This window comes from Pantoea sp. S61 (assembly GCF_016625145.1).
Taxonomy (GTDB): Bacteria; Pseudomonadota; Gammaproteobacteria; order Enterobacterales; family Enterobacteriaceae; genus Pantoea; species Pantoea rwandensis_B.
This window is the reverse complement of record NZ_JACVUO010000005.1, coordinates 125,930-145,894: the sequence shown is the minus strand read 5'-3', so window position 1 is coordinate 145,894 and position 19,965 is coordinate 125,930. Positions and strand designations below refer to the sequence as shown.

The window sequence follows — 19,965 nt, the reverse complement described above, 5'->3', positions numbered from 1 at the left end:
CGCCAAATTGACAGGGTCACGATGCATAGCGATCCGCACATGACCGCACGACTGTTGTTAAGCCAATGCAGGCGAGCACGCGCTAGCCGTATCCGCCTGGCGTTTAAACTGTGCCGACTTACCCGTTAAAGCTCTCCGGATCCGGCCCCAAACGATTTCCTTTATCCAGCTTAGTCATCTCGCTGATCTCGGGTTTTTCCAGTCTGAAGTCGAACACCTGGAAGTTTTCACGAATACGTTCCGGCGTCACCGATTTTGGAATCACCACTAATCCGCTATCCAGATGCCAGCGAATCACAATCTGCGCTGGCGTCTTACTGTATTTCTTCGCCAACTCGCGAATGATCTCCTGATCGAATACCCCTTTACCGCCTTGCGCCAGCGGGCTCCAGGATTCGGTCTGAATCTGATGCAGTGCGTTCCAGGCATGCAGCGTGCGCTGTTGCAGCATGGGATGCAGCTCAATCTGATTCACCACCGGCGAGACGCCTGTTTCATCGATCAGGCGTTTAAGATGGGCTTCATGGAAGTTACAGACGCCAATGCTTTTGGTTAAGCCCTGCTGCTGCAGCTCAATCATCTTTTTCCAGGCTTCAACGTAGTGATCTTTTTCCGGGCACGGCCAGTGCATCAGATAGAGATCGACACTCTCCAGTTGCAGCTTCTTCAGGCTGGTTTCAATCGCCTGCTGGCCGTTCTGCTGATCGTCATTCCACAGTTTGGTGGTAATGAAAATGTCTTCGCGTGCGACATCGGTGTCCTGCAGTGCCTGACCGACGGCTTCCTCATTTTTGTAGATGGCGGCGGTATCAATCGAGCGATAGCCTACTTTTAAAGCCTCGACAATCGCCGCCCGGGCATCCTCGATACTCGCTTGCCAGACACCGAGTCCGAGTTGCGGCATCATATTGCCGTCGTGCAGTTTGATAATGGGTTGCTCTGCCATAGTTGCTCCTTATCTGTCGCAGTGACTTACCGTAAAAGCGCTGAGGTTAAGTCTAGTCAACAAACTCAACCGCAGGATCATTGTGGCAATCACCTCGCCCTTTTACCCTGGTCATTTCTGCCAGAATCTTGCCTGATTCTGCTGAAGGGTGGAGCTTTGAGCAGCATTGCGGCACACTGATTTTTTTGCTGCCTGAGAGTGATCCATGCCGAACGATGCCCTTTGCCGCCAGCTGGCGCAGCGCGTGACCGCGCTAATGAATGATGCGCGTAAGCCGCTATGCGCCGTGGAAAACGTCAAGCTCATCTACGCCTGCGAAACACTTCCACGCACACCGATGATGTATCAACCCGGCATTGTGATTCTTTTTCAGGGGCGTAAAACCGGTTATCTCGGCAGCACGGTGTTTCATTACGACGCCACGAAGTATTTGATGCTGACCGTACCGCTGCCGGTGGAATGCGAAACCGAAGCCACCCCGGAAGAGCCGCTGGCCGGCATGTGCCTGAGCGTGGATATCGCCAGCTTACAGGATCTATTGATGGATATCGGCGACGACGAACAATTTCAGCCGCAGTTGCATACTTCCGGTATCCATTCGGCGTTTATGAGTGAAGAGATGCTGTGCGCTGCCGAGCGTTTGCTGGATGCGATGAGCCATCCGCGTGATGCGCGCGTGCTGGGACCACAGCTGGTGCGGGAAATTATCTACTATGTGCTCACCGGCCCGATTGGCGGTGCGCTGCTGTCGCTGGTGAATCGTCAGACCCAGTTCAGTCAGATTGCGCGCGCCTTACGCCGCATCGAAAGCCATTTCGCCGAAAGTCTCAGCGTCGATATGCTGGCTGCTGAAGTGAACATGAGCGTTTCGGCGTTCCATCACAACTTCAAAGCCGTCACCCAGACCTCGCCGCTGCAATATCTGAAGCGCTATCGTCTGCATCAGGCACGATTGATGATGTTGCAGGATGGGATGAAAGCCAGTGCGGCAGCGGTGCGCGTGGGCTATGAAAGCCCTTCGCAATTCTCGCGGGAGTTTAAGCGCTATTTCGGCGTGACGCCGGGAGAGGAAGCCAGCCGCGTGCGCCAAACGTTGCCGTTTGACGCTGCCTGAACAAATACAGATCAATGTGCATTGAAAGAAATGGCACTGCGCTATGGGTTGCTGTTTGACGCCATCTGAACGGCCAAATGTGCATCAATGCGCGCGCGACGAAACGGCACTGAACCATTGAAGGGTTGCCATTAATGGCAACCCGAACCGAATTAGCTCGTTTTCTGGCGGCGTTTTTTCCAGATCACCACGATGCTGCCGGTCAGACCGACAAACAGCAACACCATCGGCAGCACCATCAGCACTGCCATCACCTGATCTTCGTGACGCTTGATAAACGGCACCTGACTGATGCCATAGCCCATGGCGACCACAATCCCGACCCACAGCGCGCCGCTCAGCCAGTTAAACAGCTGGAAGCGCCCATTCTGTAAACCCGAAATGCCTGCCATGGTCGGCAGCAATGTGCGAACAAACGCCAGAAAACGACCGACCAGCAGCGCCATCAAACCGTGGCGGTTAAACAGATTCCAGGCGCGCTGATGATATTGCGCCGGTAAATGCATCAACCAGCTTTTCACCATCCGCGTATTGCCCAGCCATCGCCCCTGTAAATAACTCAACCAGCAGCCCAGGCTGGCGGCAGTGGTCAGAATCACCATCGTGGGCACGAAATCCATCACGCCTTTGGCAATCATGGCACCTGCGAGCAGCAACAGGCTGTCACCCGGCAGAAAAGAGGCAGGTAACAAACCGTTTTCCAAAAACAGCGTTAAAAACATCACGCCGTAGACAATCCACACGACATCCGGATTGGCCAGCGCGGCAAAATCCTGATGCCAGAGCGCGTGGACAATCTCATGTAAAACACCCATCTGCTATCCCATCGAGTCACAAGGATTCTATTTTAACCATCTGTGGCATCGCAGACGTTGATCTCACCGATGCGGCACGAAATGGTTTAGGTTTTGTTTAAATATTTACTGTTTTAAGCGCGCAAAGCCCGCTTTCAGGTCGTTCAGCAGGTCATCAACGTGTTCAAGACCAATGTGCAAACGCACCAGCGTACCGTCGAAATCGACGCCGCCTGCCGGGCGAATCTCCGCCAGCTCTTCCGGCTGGTTGGCCAGAATCAGGGATTCATAGCCACCCCATGAATAAGCCATGCTGAAATGGTGGAAGTGATCGAGATAATTAGCCAGCTGCTCACGGCTCAATTTTTCATGCAGGATGAAGGAAAACAGTCCACTGCTGCCGTTGAAATCACGCTGCCAGAATTCATGGCCTTTACTCTGTGCCAGCGCCGGATGGTTGACGCGCGCCACTTCCGGTTGTGCTGCCAGCCATTCCGCGACCTGCAAACCGCTCTCTTCATGCTGGCGCAAACGCGTACCGAGTGTGCGCAAGCCGCGGCTGGCCATGTACGCCGTATCGGCATCCACCATCTGGCCCATCAGGTACGAATTCTCTCGCAGCTGCGGCCAGCAACGTTCATTGGCGACGGCGGTGCCAATCATCGCATCGCTGTGGCCAATAATGTATTTGGTGCCTGCCTGAATCGAAATATCGATGCCATGCTCCAGCGCGTTAAACAACACGCCCGCCGCCCAGGTATTATCGATCATGATGATCGCATCTGGTGCTTTGGCGCGCACGGCTGCCACGATGGCAGGAATATCCTGCACTTCCATGGTGATGGACGCGGGAGATTCGAGAAACACCACGCGAGTATTTGGCTGAATCAGTTCACCGATCTCACTGCCAATGCAGTGATCAAAGAAGGTGGTGGAGACATTCAGCTTACTGAGAATTTTGGTGCAGAAATCCTGCGTTGGCTCATAGACCGCGCCGCTCACCAGAATGTGATCGCCCGCTTCGACAAAGGAGATGATCGCATTGGATACTGCAGCCGCACCGCACGGGTAAAGCGCGCAACCCGCGCCGCCTTCCAGTTCGGTCATGGCGTCTTGCAGCGAGAAGTGGGTGAGGGTGCCACGGCGGCCATAAAAAAGCTCGCCCGATGCACGACCCGCGGTCGCCCGTTTTTTGTCAGCAACCGTGTCAAAAACCAGTGAAGATGCGCGTTGAATGACGCTGTTAACTGAGCCCTGAGTGTAACGTTTGCTTCGTCCCGCGCTAACCAGCGTGGTATCAATTTTATTCGTTGCCATCACTGCCTTTCCTGACACTTACCACAAAACATCCACGTTACCACGAAATACCTCAGTGGGTTGCGCCTGATTGCGGATTATCAGAGTGACGCCAGTATTCTGTAAATCATTTGCCAAATTGTGGAAATACAAGACACTTTTGGATTGTAAATAGTAATGAGAACTACTATCACTTCGGTCAATTTTTTTGCTATGATCCACGCTTCAATCGTGAACTGTGCAACAGAAGTTGGAGACGCAGCGTGGTAGCCAGTGATTTGATGCAAACGGACCTCTCCGTTTGGGGCATGTATCAGCATGCCGATATCGTGGTAAAAGTGGTGATGATTGGCCTGTTACTGGCCTCGGTTGTCACCTGGGCGATTTTCTTCGGCAAGTTTGCTGAGCTGAGCGGGGCGAAACGTCGCCTGAAACGCGAACAGCAGGCGCTGGGCGAAGCACGTTCGCTTAATGATGCTTACCGCGCCGCTGAAAGCTTCAAAAGCAACAGCCACAGTGCGGTGTTGCTGAACGATGCGCAGAACGAGTTGGAACTCTCTGCGGGTACCGAAGACCTTGATGGCATTAAGGAACGTACCAGCTTCCGCCTTGATCGTCGCGTTGCGGCATTCTGCCGTCATGCCGGCCGCGGTAACGGCTTCCTCGCTACCATCGGTTCTGTTGCTCCCTTCATCGGCCTGTTTGGTACCGTGTGGGGCATCATGAACAGCTTTATCGGTATCGCTAAAACTCAGACCACCAACCTCGCTGTTGTGGCGCCGGGCATCGCAGAAGCGTTGCTGGCGACCGCGATTGGTCTGGTTGCCGCTATTCCTGCTGTTGTTATCTACAACGTCTTCGCGCGCATGATTGCCAGCTACAAAGCCTCATTGGGTGATGTTGCAGCGCAGGTGATGCTGCTGCAGAGCCGCGATCTGGATCTCGGCAACGTGGATACCGCGAAAGAAGCGACCCGTCCGGCGGCGGCACAGAAACTGCGCGTAGGATAAGTATTATGGCGATGCGTTTAAACGATGACTCGGTAGGCGATGGCGAAATGCATGAAATCAACGTGACGCCGTTTATCGACGTTATGCTGGTTCTGCTGATCATCTTTATGGTCGCCGCGCCATTAGCTACGGTGGATGTGCGCGTTAATCTGCCTGCGTCCACCAGCGCACCGCAACCGCGCCCGGAAAAACCGGTTTATCTTTCTATTAAGGAAGATAAGCAGATCTATATCGGCAACGATGCGGTGACCAAAGAGACGCTGGTGAATGCGCTGACGGCGCAGACCGAAGGCAAGAAAGACACCACCATCTTCTTCCAGGCGGATAAGTCAGTGGATTATGAAACGTTGATGAGCGTGATGGATCAATTGCGTGAAGCGGGTTATCTGAAGATTGGTTTGATGGGCATGGAGACGGTGAAGAAATAATTCATCCCTCTGATCGCTCACAAGGGCCGCTATCCATAGCGGCCCTTTTTGTTTGCTTCCGCCGCCCATGTTAATTTCTTGTTACTTTTGGTCTTACTTTTGTAAACTGCAATGGTGAAGCGGATCACATCTATTCCTGGCACAACCCGCTACAACGGAAGAAAAACCCAGGAAGGACAATATGAGCGCGAGTCAATCTTTACAAAAACCATCGCAAGGCGGTGCCAAGACCATCTTTAGCGTTACCAGCGGTAACTTTCTTGAGATGTACGATTTTATGGTGTTTGGCTATTACGCTACGGCGATCGCCAAAACCTTTTTCCCCGGGGATGATCCCTTTGCTTCACTGATGCTCACGCTGATGACCTTTGGCGCGGGCTTCCTGATGCGTCCACTTGGCGCGATTATTCTGGGTGCCTACATTGACCATCACGGACGCCGTAAAGGGCTGTTACTGACATTAGGCTTGATGGCGTTGGGCACACTCACCATCGCCCTGGTTCCAGGTTACGCCACGTTGGGGGCTGCCGCGCCGATTCTGATTCTGCTGGGTCGTTTGCTGCAGGGCTTCTCTGCGGGCGTGGAGTTAGGCGGTGTGTCGGTTTATCTGTCTGAAGTGGCGCCAAAAGGACGCAAAGGTTTCTATGTTAGCTGGCAGTCCGGTAGCCAGCAGGTCGCGGTGATCTTCGCTGCGTTGCTTGGCCTCGGTCTTAATCATCTACTGGCGAAGGAAGCGGTCACCGAGTGGGGCTGGCGTATTCCGTTCGTGGTCGGTTGTATGATTGTGCCGTTCCTGTTCTGGATCCGCCGCATGCTGGAAGAAACCGAAGCGTTCAGCAAGCGCAAGCAGCATCCAACTATGGGACAGATTATGCGCTCGGTCGGTGAGAACTGGGCATTGGTGCTGGCGGGTATGCTGATGGTGGTGACTACCACGGTGATGTTCTACATGATCACCGCCTTCACCCCGACCTTCGGTAAAACCGTGCTGATGATGAGCGATGAGCAGAGTTTTATGGTGACCCTGTTCGTCGGTATCTCTAACCTGATTTGGTTGCCGGTGATGGGCGCGCTGTCAGACCGCATAGGGCGTCGTCCGCTGCTGATCACCTTTACTATCCTGATGATTCTCACCACCTGGCCGGTGCTGCACTGGCTGGTGGGATCACCTACTTTTGCGCATCTGGTGGAAGCGGAGCTGTGGTTATCGTTCCTGTATGCCAGCTATAACGGGGCGATGGTGGTTTACCTGGCGGAAATTATGCCGGCTGAAGTGCGCGCCACCGGCTTCTCACTGGCGTACAGCCTGGCGACCGCGTTGTTTGGTGGCTTCACGCCAGCAGTTTCAAGCTACCTAATCCATGCCACGGGCGATAAAGCGATGCCCGGCGTGTGGTTGTCATTCGCTGCGGTGTGTGGATTGATCGGCACGCTGCTGATTGGCCGCATGGTGAAACAATATCAGGCGCGCCATGGCGGCACGCCGGTGGGGGCTTCGCTGTAACGTCCTGGCTGACAACGGGTCACATGTCAGGCCGTTGAGAAGCCATTCGAATAAAGCAGCCTCTTTCTGAAGGGGCTGCTTTTTTGTTTGTGTAGGGGGACTCATTCATCGAGGCCTTGTTAACACACTACATCGTCGCCAATGCCCTGCCTAAAACGACAGGTCCACCACCACGCTATCCGTATAACTCCCTGCCGCTGGCGTATTCTGCGTCGTCAGAATCTGCGCGGTATAGGTGAAGTTGCGCGTCACCAGATCCGCGTTCAGAGAGGTGGCGCTGGCGCTGCTCCAGCGGTCGGTGCCGGTCGGTCCCCAGCGTGTTGAGGTGGTGGTGCCCTTGTAGATGTCGTACGCCAGTCGGTTGGTGCCGCTCGCCATCTGGCGCGTGGTGCCGCTGTAGTAACTGCCATTGCTCAACCCCACAGTGAAGGTGCTGCCTTTTGAACACACCACGTTGATGGTCTGCTGCACCGTGGAGAAATTTCCCACCAGCGGCGCGCTGCCAAAACTCACGTTAGGGGCGGTGATGGTGGTGCAGTCATTCGTCACTATCAGGTTAACGGTAATCGGCATCGCGGTGCCGGTACTGGTTTGCACCGTACCTACGCACGCACCTGCTACGTTCAGCCCGGCGCATACCGTGTAACTTACCGTTATGGTTATCGTCGTGGTGTAAGTGCCGGCGGCAATCACCTGTCCCGTCAGGGTGCGAAAATAGAGCGGAATATTAAAGTTAAGGCTGTTCCCAAGCGCCAGCAGCAAGGCCGAGCTCCAGCGATAGCTGCCGCCCTGTTGCAACTCTGTGGCACAAGCGCTGTCGATGCACATCTGAATCGGAATGCTGTCGGTGCCGGTGCTCGAACTTTTCAACACCGCGCGCGTGCCGCTGAGATAGGTCGCAGTGGTGAAGGCGTATGTGACGTTATCGGTGCCCAACAGCGAAAGCGTGCCGGAACCACAGTTGACGTTGGTGGTGCTGGAAGTGTTCTGCACGGTAGAGCCAACCGCGAAGGTGGTCACGGAGCCGAAGGTCGCCGCTGGGGCCGATAAACTACAAAGCGCATAACTGGTGCCCGGCAAGATAAACAGCGCCAGCAGCAAAAAAATCTTTCTCATGGTGAGATTCCTGACTGTGAATTATTGGCCGTGCTGACCGCCGAACCCGGTGCCGGCGGCGGCAGATCGCACGTCAGCGGACCGTAGGTTTCCAGCGCTTTTGGCTGGCCGTCTGCAATGGTCAGCGTGGTATCACAACTGCGCCCATCAGGCGTCACGACATGAATCGGGTTTTCAGCGCTCAGGTTCTCCATCCAGACAATGCCATCCCATCCGATATATTCCGTACCCTGATTAGGGCGCAACACCTGGCTGGAGATTGGCAACGGTTGCCCCTGTTTATCATGCAGCACCACACTGGCGGCACGCAGGCGCTCTACCGGGAAGTTCAGCAGGTAACCACTTTTCCGTTTCACTGCAAAACGCTGTTCCACCTTTGGCGCGGTGCGGTCAGCCGGTAAATCCAGGGTATCGATGTCATATTTCGCGCCGTAGTAACTGCTGATCGAGGGCACCAGCAAATAGCCCTGATTATCGGTGCGTCCCATGGACTGGTTTTCATAGCGTACCGTGACATCGGGGTAGTCGGTTTTCACCACCACAAACGCATCATTGATATCGTTGGCGGCAAATACGCGGTTATCCATCAGCACCAGTGAACCGGTAAAATCGGCCCACTGCGTGGTGTTATCGTTATCGCCGTAGAATCCAGCGGAGGTGTCGATTTTGTTATTGCGATAGCGCAGGCTCGCCTGACGATAATCACCGCTGTCGCTGCCCTGATTGGCCCAGGCCGCATCGTAAGCAAAGCCACCATCGGTCGGCATGGCGCGTGACATATAGAGACGCTGATTGTTGCTGCCTTGCTGATCGCGCTCGTAACTCACCGAAGCGCTGCTCTGTTCGCCGAACGGGATCACCAGAGATATAGCACCGCTCCAGTCGCCCTGTTCCTGATCGCGGCTGGCGGAGATATACAAGCTACTGTTACCCCACAGGTTTTTACTCCATGACAAGTTCCATAAACGGGTGCGATCGCCCGATCCTCCGGCAATATCAAAATAGGCCAGACCCAGACTGCCATATTGATTGAGTGACACGCTGGCGGTGTATTGTGCACTGCGTCGCGCCAGTGAATAGCTGGTGTTAGCGCTGTCGCCCCGGCTGCCGACCAGCGCCAGATTGCCGTAATCTGCAGTGCGTAAAATATGCTGTGTGCCGAGGCTGAACCAGCTGTTGTTGTATTGATAACCCCAGCTGTATTGCGTGCCGGGTTTACCCTCCATCTGGCTTTGTGCCAGGGCACCATTCACTACCCCCCAACTGCCGAGCTTCACTAAGCCTCCTGCGCCGCCGGTGGCCACGTTGTCGCTGCCTTCCGCATGGCTCTCCAGCGTCAGCCAGTCGGTTAACCCGTAACGATAAGATCCGCTGGCTGCCGCTGCGCCATAATCAAAGTTTTCCAGTCCGTAGTTTTCACGCAGGGCACCGGCAGAGAAGGAGTAATCCGACAAACCCTGTCGCAGCAGGCTGCTGGAGACATAAAACGGCAGCGTGGTGGTGACCTGACGCCCCACGGCATCGGTGGTGGTGATCACCGCATCGCCCGCCCCATTGACGAACGGCACATTGGTCAGCGACCACGGACCCGGCTGCACATTGGCTTGCGTACTGCGATAACCGTTAATAAACAGATCGACGGAAGAGGGCACCGCGGCCTGGCCGGAAAACGCCGGCAGAGGGTAAGTGACCAAATCCGGCCGCACGCTGAAATCACGCGCAATCTGCACGCCACCCAGACGCACGCTGTTACTCCAGCTCAGCGCATCGGTCACCAGGTCTCCGGCACGCCAGCTGATCGCATCGTTCTCATCTTCATTGCTAAACCAGGTGTCGTAGCGAATATATCCCTCTTGCTGACCGCTTACGCCGCCTTCAAGTTGTTGGGTGTAGACGCCATTGGTGGAGAACTGTCCGATGGGGCCAAACACGCGCAGCTCATTCCAGCTCGACAGGCGGGAGCCGGCATTATCGGTACGGGTGGCGTAAAAGTCGTAATTGAGCAGCGCACCGTTACTGGCACGCCCCGGATAGCGTGGACCGCGCTGATCTTTACCGATCACCTGGCCGGGCAGCCAGGCGGGCGGAACGGTGAGCAACAGGCGCTGACGGCGCTCGTCATATTCGGCTTTCACCTCCGCCAGTTGATTCACATCGATTTGCTCGCCCTGAAGTTTCTCTGCAGGAATACCGGCACGCTGTAAATCGCCACTGCGCAGCCAAAAGTCCCCGTTTTTACGTTCCACCGGCACGATATCGCCGCGCGCGTTCTGATTCACCACCAGCTCCAGCATGTACTGCTGACCGCTGGCGTTGTTCTCCAGCGCAGGGGGCGGTGGTAGCTCGGAAAAGGTCTCCGCGCTACTGATTTGAGGTAACAGGCATAGCACGCTAGCCACTGCCAGCGTGCAAGGATGCAGCGAAAACGTCATCAACGCGCGGCCGCGCTGCTCCAGTGCCCTTTATTGACCTCCGCTGACAACTCCCCGCTCACGCTGCTGGTTAATGGCCAGCGGTTGCTGCTGTTTGCCAGTACGTAGCCAAACAGACCATTGCCCAGGCGGCGACCACCAATGGTGACGTTACTCAGCCGCGCATGGCCGTTGCCACGGTTGGTGAGCTCCAGCCAGCGCTTGCCACCACTGTCCACCTGTTGCCAGCTGAGTTGCGGCTTCGCACTGTCGCTGGTGACGCCGTTACCATAAACAAACAGCGGTACCGAATAGCGCATCTGGAAAGTTAATCCCGCCTGATTTTCGCCGGGTGTGCGTGGCGTAGGGATTTCATCCAGCACCACGCGGTAGGACATTTCGCGTCCCGCTTGCGGCGCGCCCTGCTTAATGAGTCGCACCAGCTGTTTCTGACCCGGTTCGAGGCGCACCATTGGTGGGCTGGCGACCACTTGCTGCTGGGTTTGATACTGTTCCTGGCCGCCCACTTGCAGCCAGCTAAAGATGCGCACCTGCATCATGGTGGTGGCATTCCCACGGTTTTCCAGCCACAGCTCACTGGCTTTATCATCGGGATTGATGGCGGGATCGATGGGCCAAATCATCAGCGAATTGGCGGCGTGGGCAGCAGGCATTAGGGCCATACTAAACAACAGTATCAAGGCGCGCAGGTTCATGATTATTCATCCTTCTTTATCACTGCCGTCACCAGCTAAGCGTAACGGTTAAGGTGTCGGTATAAGTGCCGGCGCGCGTGGGGCCGGGCAGCGTTAACAGGCCATAAATCGGCAAAGTAATGTTATTGGCGTTGCTGTAACTCAGCGCCACGGCGCTATTCACGGGAATCGCCGTGGTGTGTGCCGCGTTGGTGTAAAGGGAATAGGGCACGGTATTGGTGTTGCCCGAGACCTTGAGATTGCGGGTAGTAGAGTAATTGGCGCCGCCATTGATACTCATGCTAACGGCGGTGCCTGGCGTGCAGGCGAGAATGATGGTGGTGCTTTGCACATAGCTGGCGCTCACGCTGCTGGACGACACACCCGATTGCGTGCCGAAATTAAGCGTGCCAAAGACCCCGGTATTGGTACCGGAGACCACACAGCCTGCCACTACTGATGCAGAGACCTGAAAGGTTGCGGTTGGCAACCCCCAGGCAGAGACGCTCCCTATCAGCAGGGCGAGGCCGCCTGCACTGTGCGCCCAACGCTGCACCACGGCCACCCTGATTACCCCACAACTGACCTCAGTAGTTCACCGCAACGTTAATGGTGTCGGTATAAGTCCCTGCCGGGATCAGTGGGTTAAACCCGCCCCCCACGACACGACCGTAAATGGCGTAGTTGGTGCCTAAGGTCGGGTCCGTGGTGCCGCTGGCGGCAATGTTGGTGTTATTGGCGATGGCGGTAGTAAATGCCGCATCGCTATACAGGGTATAGGCAATGCCTTGGGTGTTATTGGAACCGAGGATCAGATAGCGAGGCTGGCCGCTAACGGTGCCGTAAATGGTCGCCGGTGCAGCATTACTGCTGGTGACCTGCACGTTGAAAGTCTGGCCGGTGGTGCAGCGAACATAAATACCGTTGCCCGATGCGCCGACCAACGTGGCGTTCAGGGTATCGAAGGTTGCGGCGCTGCTACCAAAGTTCAGGGTACCGAAGTTGACCCCCGTGGTGGCAGACTGACCATTCACCAGGCAACCGGTGGTCAGGGTCAGGGTCGCATTAATGGTTCCCGTTGTGGTGGCGGCAAAAGCCGCGTGAGGTGCGAGCACGACGCTCAGGCTGGACGCCAAAAGAAAAAGCTTGAGTTTCATAATCATTCCTTACTGATTATCCAAGGTCAGTGCTTTTTCACCTGGTGATTCATTTATGTAATGAACTCGAATTCAAACAAGAGCCACAATCGGCTTAACCGCGTAAGTGCCCGACACCTAGGAATATTCTTAGGTGATGGGTTTATGATTTATATCAGTTTTCTTTACTATAGATCAGCAAATCAACACTGGGAGCGTTGCGCTTAGATTTTTCATTAATCAATTCACACTTTTCGCCGATAACGCAGTAATCGCAAGGGATGACAACCGGTTAAAAAAACTAAACAGCGAGTGATTTAACCCTCTACCGCGATTAACCGTTCAATGCTATGTTCGTGCATTAATCAGATATTATTAATTTTTCTGACTGCGACTGACGATGAAAAACCAAAAACATAGTGCGGTGTTTCCAGAATTGTCTGGATCGGTTACTCCCTCTGCCTCACTGCGTGCGGTCATGACTCACCTTTAATCAATGTTCTCGAACACTTTGAACTTTTTTGACGATACAGCACCTGCTCCGCAGCGGGCTGAGTTTAGGAGCGCACATGCTGCTGGTTACCTGGGATAGCGTTCTGGTCACGGTTTCATTGATCGTGGCCTTCATTGCTGCGTTTACCGCACTGGATACGGCGGGACGCGTCGCGGTTTCACGCGGCTGTCTGGCGAAAATGTGGCTGATTGGCGGTGGCACCGCGATGGGCATTGGCATCTGGGCGATGCACTTCATTGGTATGCTGGCGATGATGATGCCGATGACCATGCGTTATGACATTACCCTCACCACGGTTTCTCTGCTGGTAGCGATCCTCTCTGCCATCTTTGCTTTCGCGCAGGGCGTGCAGGGCAGCCATTTAACTCCACGTCGGCTGCTTCGTGGCACACTGATACTCGGCAGCGGTGTCGTGGCGATGCATTACATCGGCATGAATGCCTTGATGATCGAACCGGCGATACGCTGGGACATGCCGCTGGTCGCGCTCTCCGTGGTGATTGCCTATGCCGCCTCAGGTGCGGCCCTGTGGCTGGCGTTTCATCTGCGCCAGGGCGAGAGCGTGTGGATCATGCGCGTTTGTGCTGCGCTGGTGATGGGCATTGCCATCGCCGGGATGCACTATACCGGCATGGCCGCGGCGGAGTACAGTATGCCGAGCACCATGCAGCAGCATCATGGCATCAGTGAAGATGGATTGGCGGTGTGGGTGACCATTATCACATTGTCCATCCTCGGCCTCACGCTGTTAGTTTCCATGCTGGATGCCCAGCTACGCGCGGCACGTCTGGCCGCCAAACTCAAACGCGCCAACAGTGAACTGCGCCAGCTGGCGATGCATGACAATCTCACCTCGCTGCCCAACCGCGTGCTGCTGGAGCAACAGCTGACGGCGCAGATCAAGCAAGCCACTTTGCAGGATGAAACCTTTGCGCTGATGTTTATGGATCTCGACGGCTTCAAAGCGGTCAACGATACCTGGGGCCATCATGTGGGCGATCGTCTGCTCATCGCGGTAGCCGAGCGACTGCGCGTACAACTGGGCGAAGGCGTGTTACTTGCGCGACTTGGAGGCGATGAGTTTGTGTTGCTGTGTCCGCAATACAATGATTTGCAGGCCTCGGCGCTGGCGCAACAGTTGGTCAATGCCATCGATGCGCCGTTTGAACTGGATCGTTATTCGCTGCGGGTGTCACTCAGTATTGGCATCGTGGTGTTCCCACTGCACGGTCGAAGTCAGCAGGAGATGATGTTCAACGCCGATTCCGCCATGTACCACACCAAACACAGTGGCCGAAACGGCTGGTGCCTGTTTGAGCCTGTGATGAGCGCGGTGGCGCAGCATCAGCTGGCGCTGGCGAATGATCTGTGGAATGCGCTGGAATATCAGGAAATGTGCCTGTTCTATCAGCCAAAATTCCGCGCGGGCGGCACGGTGCTGATGGGCTTCGAAGCGTTATTGCGCTGGCAGCATCCACGTCGGGGATTGCTGATGCCAGATATGTTCCTGCCGCGCGCGGAGAAAACCGGGCAAATCGTGGCGCTGGGCAATTGGGTGATCAACGAGGCGTGCCGCCAGTTGAAGCAGTGGCACGATGAAGGTCACCGCGACTGGAGCGTGTCCGTCAACCTTTCGGCGTTGCAATTCCATCAGCGTGATCTTATCGACAGCTTACGTCATGCACTGCAACGTTATCAGCTGCCGGAGGGCGCGCTGATGCTGGAGATAACCGAGAATATCGCGATGCGCGACCCGCAGTTCAGCCAGCAGCGCATTGCTGAACTGCACCAATTGGGCGTGAAAGTGGCTATCGATAACTTCGGTATCGGTTATGCCAATTTGCTGCATCTGAAACATCTGGAAGCCACCGAACTGAAAATCGACCGCGCCTTTATTAACAGCCTGCGTGCCGACAGCGAGGACGCCACCGTCGTGAGCGCGATGCTGACGCTGGCCCAAAGTCTCAATCTGCGCATGGTCGCCGAAGGGGTGGAAACTGAGGAGCAGCAGCGTTTGCTGACCGGACTCGGTTTTGACACGCTGCAGGGCTATCTGCTCGGCAAGCCGACACCAGCGGAGCGTATCGGTGAATTCACCGCTGCGTTTAATGCACCGCCGCTGTTTGCTGAGCACCCGCTGCCTTTAACCAGCGCCTGATAAACAATTTTTATTTTCTTCCGCATCGGAAGGTTTCATCGTTCAAAGACTCAAATCGGCAGGTTATCTGCCGATAAATCACACAATAAAACCAATGACATTGACTTTTTCTTTATAACACCACAGCTGAGTGACAACGGCTTTAACTTGGGAAATCACTATGTTAGTGACTTCGTACGATTCGTTTACCGTCATCGTTTCCATTCTGGTGGCGATGCTGGCTTCGTTTACCGCGCTGGATATGGCGGGCCGCGTAGCTTCTTCAACCGGCAAGGTGGCGCTGGTTTGGTTATTAGGCCGTGGATTCGCCATGGGCGTGGGCGTCTGGGCGATGCATTTCATCGGCATGTTATCGATGAGCCTGGATATGGTGATGAGTTACGATCCGCTGCTAACGGCGACGTCGATGGCGGTGGCGATTCTGGCATCAATTTTTGCCTTGTGGCTGGTGTGCTCATCCCATGATTTATCCTGGCGGCGCTTAACGGGCGGGGCTTTGGTGCTCGGTTCCGGCGTGGTCGCCATGCACTACATGGGCATGGCCGCGCTGATGTTTGCGCCGGGCATCGTCTGGAATTGGGGCTGGGTTGCCGCTTCGGTGGTGATTGCGCTGGTGGCATCGGGCGCGGCACTGTGGCTCGCCTTTAACCTGCGTGAAGGACATGGTCGCGTGACGATGCTGCGTCTCGGTGCTTCGGTGGTGATGGGCTGCGCCATTGCCGGCATGCACTACACCGGTATGGCCGCTGCCAGCTTCCCGATGATGAGTCATGCCACGCACATGGGCGTCAACAGCAACTGGCTGGCGATAGTGGTCACCGTGGTGACGCTGGCGATCCTCGGTATCACCTTGCTGGTTTCGATGCTGGATGCTCGGCTGCAAGCGCGCACCTCTATCCTTGCGCACTCGCTGGCGGAAGCCAACCGTGAACTGGCGCAGCTGGCCCTGCACGACAACCTGACACGCCTGCCAAACCGTATTTTGCTCGAGGATCGTCTGGAGCAATCCATGAACAAGGCCAACCGCGAAAAGTCGCAGTTTGCGCTGATGTTTATGGATTTGGATGGCTTCAAAGCGGTCAACGATGCTTTTGGTCACCATGTCGGTGACAACCTGCTGATTGCCGTGGCCGAGCGTATGATCGGCCAAATGAAAGGTCACCACACGCTGGCGCGCATGGGCGGCGACGAGTTTGTGCTGCTGATCGAAATCGATGAGCCCAATGATGCCGCTGCGGTAGCGGATGCGCTGGTGAAAGCGGTCGATCGCCCGTTCGATATTTCGCGCTATGAACTGATGGTGTCACTGAGTATCGGCATCGCGGTCTACCCTGGCGACGGGAAAGATGAGCGCGAGCTGATGTTTAACGCCGATGCCGCGATGTACCACACCAAGAACAACGGCCGTAATGGCTACAACTTCTTCCAGCCATCGATGAACACCCTCGCGCAGTCGCAGCTGCAGCTGAACAACGACCTGTGGCAAGCATTAGATAACGGCGAGTTACGTCTGTTTTACCAGCCAAAATACTGTGCGCCGAGCGGTCCGATTCTTGGTTTTGAAGCCCTGTTGCGGTGGGAACATCCTTCGCGCGGTTTGCTGGCACCGGACAAATTCCTGCCGATTGCCGAGAAGACTGGCATGATCATCAACATCGGCAATTGGGTGATCAACGAAGCCTGTCGTCAGTTGCATAGCAGGCATCTGCAGGGCCATCCACACTGGTCGGTAGCGGTGAATCTCTCCGCGCTGCAGTTTGAACAGAGCAACCTGGTGGAAACCGTGACGCAGGCGCTGGCGAAGCACCAGATCCCGGCCGAATTGCTGACGCTGGAAGTGACGGAAACCACCGCGATGCGTGATCCAGAAGAGAGTGTGCGTATCCTGACACAACTGACGGATATGGGCGTGAAAGCCTCGATCGATGATTTTGGTACGGGTTACTCCAGCCTGCTCTATTTGAAACGTTTGCCCGCCAGTGAGTTGAAGATTGACCGTGCCTTCGTCAATGAGCTGCAGGCGAAATCAGAAGATGCCACCATCGTCTCTGCCATTGTGGCACTGGCGCAGTCACTGGATCTCAAAGTGGTCGCAGAAGGGGTGGAAACACAGGATCAGCAAGCGTTTCTCACCGGCCTGGGTTGCGATACGTTGCAGGGTTATCTGCTGGGTAAACCGGTGCCGCCGGAACGCATCCATGAGTTGCCGAATTTTGTCGAAAACGAGCAGCAGCTGGTGCAGCTACCTTAAGGTAAGGGGGCAGTGATTGCCCCCATGCCAACTTCTCCTGCAAGCCGGGGAAGGTGCACGCCTGTGCGCGCAGAAAGTGAGTGCCTGAGTGTGATTCCCTCGCCTGTACGAGTCTCTCAGCTCAATACCCTTCTCCCGTCAGCAGGGGATGGGCGGTAAAGCCTGAGTACAGCATCGATTCCCTGCCCAACGATGCTCTCTCTCGCTTGCGGGACAGGCCCAGGGTGAGGGAAAATGGTCGCCTCTATCCCCCATATCGGAGCCAGGGTGGCGAAATATCAGCAGTTGGTTGATCAGCTTCGGACGCAGATTGAAGCGCGCATCTGGCCGCCGGGCGAAAAGCTGCCGTCGTTGCGCCAGCAGGCGGAACAGAGCGGCCTCAGCCTGATGACGGTGATGCACGCCTACGAAGTGCTGGAAAGTCAGGGATGGATCCTGTCAAAACCGCAATCCGGATACTACGTAGCGCCGCGTGCCGCCGAAAGCCGTCCACGTTTGCCCACACAGGCGATTGCCAAAACCGAGCAGGCGGACACCAACAGTTTCGTTTTTGATGTGCTGCAAGCCACGCGTGATCCGGGCATCATGCCGTTTGGCTCTGCCTTTCCCGATCCTGAACTCTTTCCGCAGCGTCAGCTGATGCGCTCGCTGGTTAAGGTCTCACACAATCTGAAACCCAGCGATGCCCTGAATAACCTGCCGCCTGGCAACGAAGCGCTGCGTAAAATTCTGGCGCAACGTTATGCCCAGCAGGGCATCACCTTGTCGCCGGACGATATCGTCATCACCAACGGCGCGATGGAAGCGCTGAATCTCAGCCTGCAAGCGGTGACTGAACCCGGTGATTGGGTGGTGATTGAAAATCCTTCGTTTTACGGTGCCTTGCAGGTGATTGAGCGGCTGAAACTGAATGCGATTGCTATCGCCAGCGATGTCGAGCAGGGCATCGATCTCGACGAGCTGGAGCAGGCGCTGCAACGCTGGCCGGTCAAAGCCTGCTGGCTGATGACCAACCGACAAAACCCGCTGGGCTTTACCCTGAGCGCTGAACGAAAACAGCAGTTGGTGTCTTTGCTGGCGCGCTATCAGGTCGCGATGATTGAGGATGATGTTTACAGCGATCTCTACAGCGGCCACGACAAGCCTTTGCCCGCCAAAGCCTTTGACCGCGAGGGCAATGTGCTGCACTGCGGCAGTTTTTCGAAGAATCTGGTGGCGGGGTTTCGCGTGGGTTGGGTGGCTGCCGGGCGCTACGCACAGCGCGTACAGCGTATTCAGCTCATGAGTACGCTCTCCACCAGCGCGCCGATGCAGCTGGCATTGGCCGATTTCCTCAGCACCCGCAGTTACGACACGCACTTAAAGAAACTGCGCCAGACGCTGGCAAAACGTAAGCAGCTGGCGCAGCAGGCTTTACGTCGCGTGCTGCCTGCTGACGCGCAGATCAGCGATACGCCGGGCGGCTATTTCCTGTGGATTGCGCTACCGCAGCAGATCAACACCACGCAGCTCTATCATCTGGCGCTAAAAGAGGGCATCAGCATCGCCCCCGGCCAGCTGTTCTCGGGCAGTGAAGGGTTCAGCCACTGCTTCCGCTTCAACACCGCCTGGCCGTGGGATGCCCGCGCTGAGGCGGCGGTGGAGACGTTAGGGAAATTGATTGCTGAACTGCGGGCAAAAAATCGCCCGCAATCGTAGCGGTGCAATGTGTCGGAATCGCACTGGACTGGAGCTCGCAATGTATCGAAACCCTACGGAATCGTAGCGGCGCAATGTATCGAAACTGCACGCAATCGTAGCGGCACAATGTATCGGAATCGCACTGAACTGTAGCGGCGCAATTTATTGCGCATCAGCCAGTAGCACCGCAGCTTTAAAGGCGCACCATAAATCTCGCCGCTACACTGTTCGGAGCGGTTTTCGTAGGGTGCGCATTAATGCGCACCTCCAATAAATGGCAATGAATCAGATGGATGCCGCCTGCTTATTTCCCCATGTCAGGTAATAAACATCATAAAAATCCACTTCGCCTTTCTGCTTCATCAGGCGATCGATGCCGCTGCGCACGCGATCGGGCGTGCCGGGATTTTCCACGATTTTATCCAGCGCCTGCTGAGACACCGGCTGCACGTAATACCACTCACCGTTGTAGCACACGCGCAGATCCAGCGTGTCGATATCCTCAAAGCGGTATTTGGGGTTGATATCCATCAGCATCAGGAAGCTCATCACCAATACAAAGGCGGTGGCGAACCAGAACGCGGGCCAGCCGAGCATCTCAGTGGAGAAGATCAGCGCCACGCACAGCGCGTAGCACAGGTACATGATCGCCCACAGCCCCGGATGGGTTTTGAGGAATGAAAAGCTAAAGCGTGGCAGATTATCGCGCTGGCCTTCACGGTTCAGCGTGGCGATTTCATCGAGCAGAATTTGTTTGATCGCTTCCATAGTTCACCTCTAAATGTTACTGCCTGCCAGTTAATCACATAACAGTGAAGCGAATCAGACACAGATCCTGAGTGTTTTTTTATAACAGTTTGCTGGCGGTTTTATCGGCTCCACAAAATGTTAAATATGTTGCTAACTAATTTG

At 55.5% G+C, this 19,965-nt stretch carries 16 protein-coding genes; 7 read left to right on the top strand and 9 right to left on the bottom strand.

Going from position 1 to position 19,965, the window contains the following annotated elements; translation table 11 throughout:
* Positions 1-118 precede the first annotated feature (118 nt).
* Positions 119-946, bottom strand: coding sequence for a 2,5-didehydrogluconate reductase DkgA (gene dkgA / locus IAE30_RS12580; protein WP_038644705.1), 828 nt, complete (start codon positions 944-946; stop codon positions 119-121).
* Between the two features lie 205 nt (positions 947-1,151).
* On the opposite strand from dkgA, the gene IAE30_RS12575 reads away from it, so the two are divergent.
* Positions 1,152-2,060, top strand: coding sequence for an AraC family transcriptional regulator (locus IAE30_RS12575; protein ID WP_038644707.1), 909 nt, complete (start codon positions 1,152-1,154; stop codon positions 2,058-2,060).
* Positions 2,061-2,212: 152 nt separating this feature from the next.
* Here IAE30_RS12575 and IAE30_RS12570 read toward each other — a convergent pair whose 3' ends face one another.
* Together IAE30_RS12570 and metC are read right to left on the bottom strand one after the other, a co-directional pair.
* Positions 2,213-2,875: a DedA family protein gene (locus IAE30_RS12570; RefSeq protein ID WP_038644709.1), complete on the bottom strand. Its 663-nt coding sequence runs from the start codon at positions 2,873-2,875 to the stop codon at positions 2,213-2,215.
* Between the two features lie 105 nt (positions 2,876-2,980).
* Positions 2,981-4,171 (bottom strand): cystathionine beta-lyase, encoded by a 1,191-nt coding sequence (gene metC, locus IAE30_RS12565; RefSeq protein WP_045831814.1) that lies wholly within the window; start codon positions 4,169-4,171, stop codon positions 2,981-2,983.
* A 260-nt stretch (positions 4,172-4,431) separates the two neighbouring features.
* On the opposite strand from metC, the gene exbB reads away from it, so the two are divergent.
* The 3 genes from exbB to IAE30_RS12550 all read left to right on the top strand — a co-directional run bounded on the left by exbB (position 4,432) and on the right by IAE30_RS12550 (position 7,092).
* Positions 4,432-5,160 carry a tol-pal system-associated acyl-CoA thioesterase gene (gene exbB, locus IAE30_RS12560; RefSeq protein WP_200679979.1) on the top strand — a complete coding sequence of 243 codons (729 nt, stop codon included), beginning with the start codon at positions 4,432-4,434 and terminating at the stop codon, positions 5,158-5,160.
* A gap of 5 nt (positions 5,161-5,165) precedes the next feature.
* Positions 5,166-5,588, top strand: coding sequence for a TonB system transport protein ExbD (exbD, locus tag IAE30_RS12555; protein WP_034828432.1), 423 nt, complete (start codon positions 5,166-5,168; stop codon positions 5,586-5,588).
* 181 nt (positions 5,589-5,769) lie between these two features.
* Entirely contained in the window at positions 5,770-7,092 is a 1,323-nt protein-coding gene (locus tag IAE30_RS12550; RefSeq protein ID WP_200679859.1) for an MFS transporter, read from the top strand.
* Positions 7,093-7,242: 150 nt separating this feature from the next.
* On the opposite strand, the gene IAE30_RS12545 is transcribed toward IAE30_RS12550, so the two are convergent.
* The 5 genes from IAE30_RS12545 to IAE30_RS12525 are packed head-to-tail and all read right to left on the bottom strand — an operon-like array spanning position 7,243 to position 12,471.
* Positions 7,243-8,208 carry a spore coat U domain-containing protein gene (locus IAE30_RS12545; protein WP_200679857.1) on the bottom strand — a complete coding sequence of 322 codons (966 nt, stop codon included), beginning with the start codon at positions 8,206-8,208 and terminating at the stop codon, positions 7,243-7,245.
* A complete protein-coding gene (locus IAE30_RS12540) occupies positions 8,205-10,643 on the bottom strand; it encodes a fimbria/pilus outer membrane usher protein (protein WP_200679855.1) in 2,439 nt (812 codons plus the stop codon). The genes IAE30_RS12545 and IAE30_RS12540 overlap by 4 nt, the downstream gene beginning before the upstream one ends.
* Positions 10,640-11,338, bottom strand: a complete 699-nt coding sequence (locus tag IAE30_RS12535) for a molecular chaperone (protein WP_200679977.1) — start codon at positions 11,336-11,338, stop codon at positions 10,640-10,642. Before IAE30_RS12535 ends, IAE30_RS12540 begins: the two co-directional genes overlap by 4 nt.
* Before the next feature lie 25 nt (positions 11,339-11,363).
* Positions 11,364-11,879, bottom strand: coding sequence for a spore coat U domain-containing protein (locus IAE30_RS12530; RefSeq protein ID WP_038644721.1), 516 nt, complete (start codon positions 11,877-11,879; stop codon positions 11,364-11,366).
* A 22-nt stretch (positions 11,880-11,901) separates the two neighbouring features.
* The gene (locus tag IAE30_RS12525; protein ID WP_045814784.1) at positions 11,902-12,471 is read right to left on the bottom strand and encodes a spore coat protein U domain-containing protein; all 570 of its coding nucleotides are present in this window, start codon (positions 12,469-12,471) and stop codon (positions 11,902-11,904) included.
* Between the two features lie 548 nt (positions 12,472-13,019).
* On the opposite strand from IAE30_RS12525, the gene IAE30_RS12520 reads away from it, so the two are divergent.
* The 3 genes from IAE30_RS12520 (at position 13,020) to IAE30_RS12510 (ending at position 19,071) form a co-directional block, all read left to right on the top strand.
* Positions 13,020-15,122: a bifunctional diguanylate cyclase/phosphodiesterase gene (locus tag IAE30_RS12520; protein ID WP_200679853.1), complete on the top strand. Its 2,103-nt coding sequence runs from the start codon at positions 13,020-13,022 to the stop codon at positions 15,120-15,122.
* Positions 15,123-15,282: 160 nt separating this feature from the next.
* Complete coding sequence (locus IAE30_RS12515; RefSeq protein WP_200679852.1) at positions 15,283-17,373, top strand: bifunctional diguanylate cyclase/phosphodiesterase; 2,091 nt, start codon at positions 15,283-15,285, stop codon at positions 17,371-17,373.
* Positions 17,374-17,640: 267 nt separating this feature from the next.
* Entirely contained in the window at positions 17,641-19,071 is a 1,431-nt protein-coding gene (locus tag IAE30_RS12510) for a PLP-dependent aminotransferase family protein (protein WP_200679975.1), read from the top strand.
* A 267-nt stretch (positions 19,072-19,338) separates the two neighbouring features.
* Here the strand turns inward: IAE30_RS12510 and IAE30_RS12505 are convergent, their stop codons facing one another.
* Positions 19,339-19,821, bottom strand: a complete 483-nt coding sequence (locus IAE30_RS12505; protein WP_045814780.1) for a YlaC family protein — start codon at positions 19,819-19,821, stop codon at positions 19,339-19,341.
* Positions 19,822-19,965: the final 144 nt, after the last annotated feature.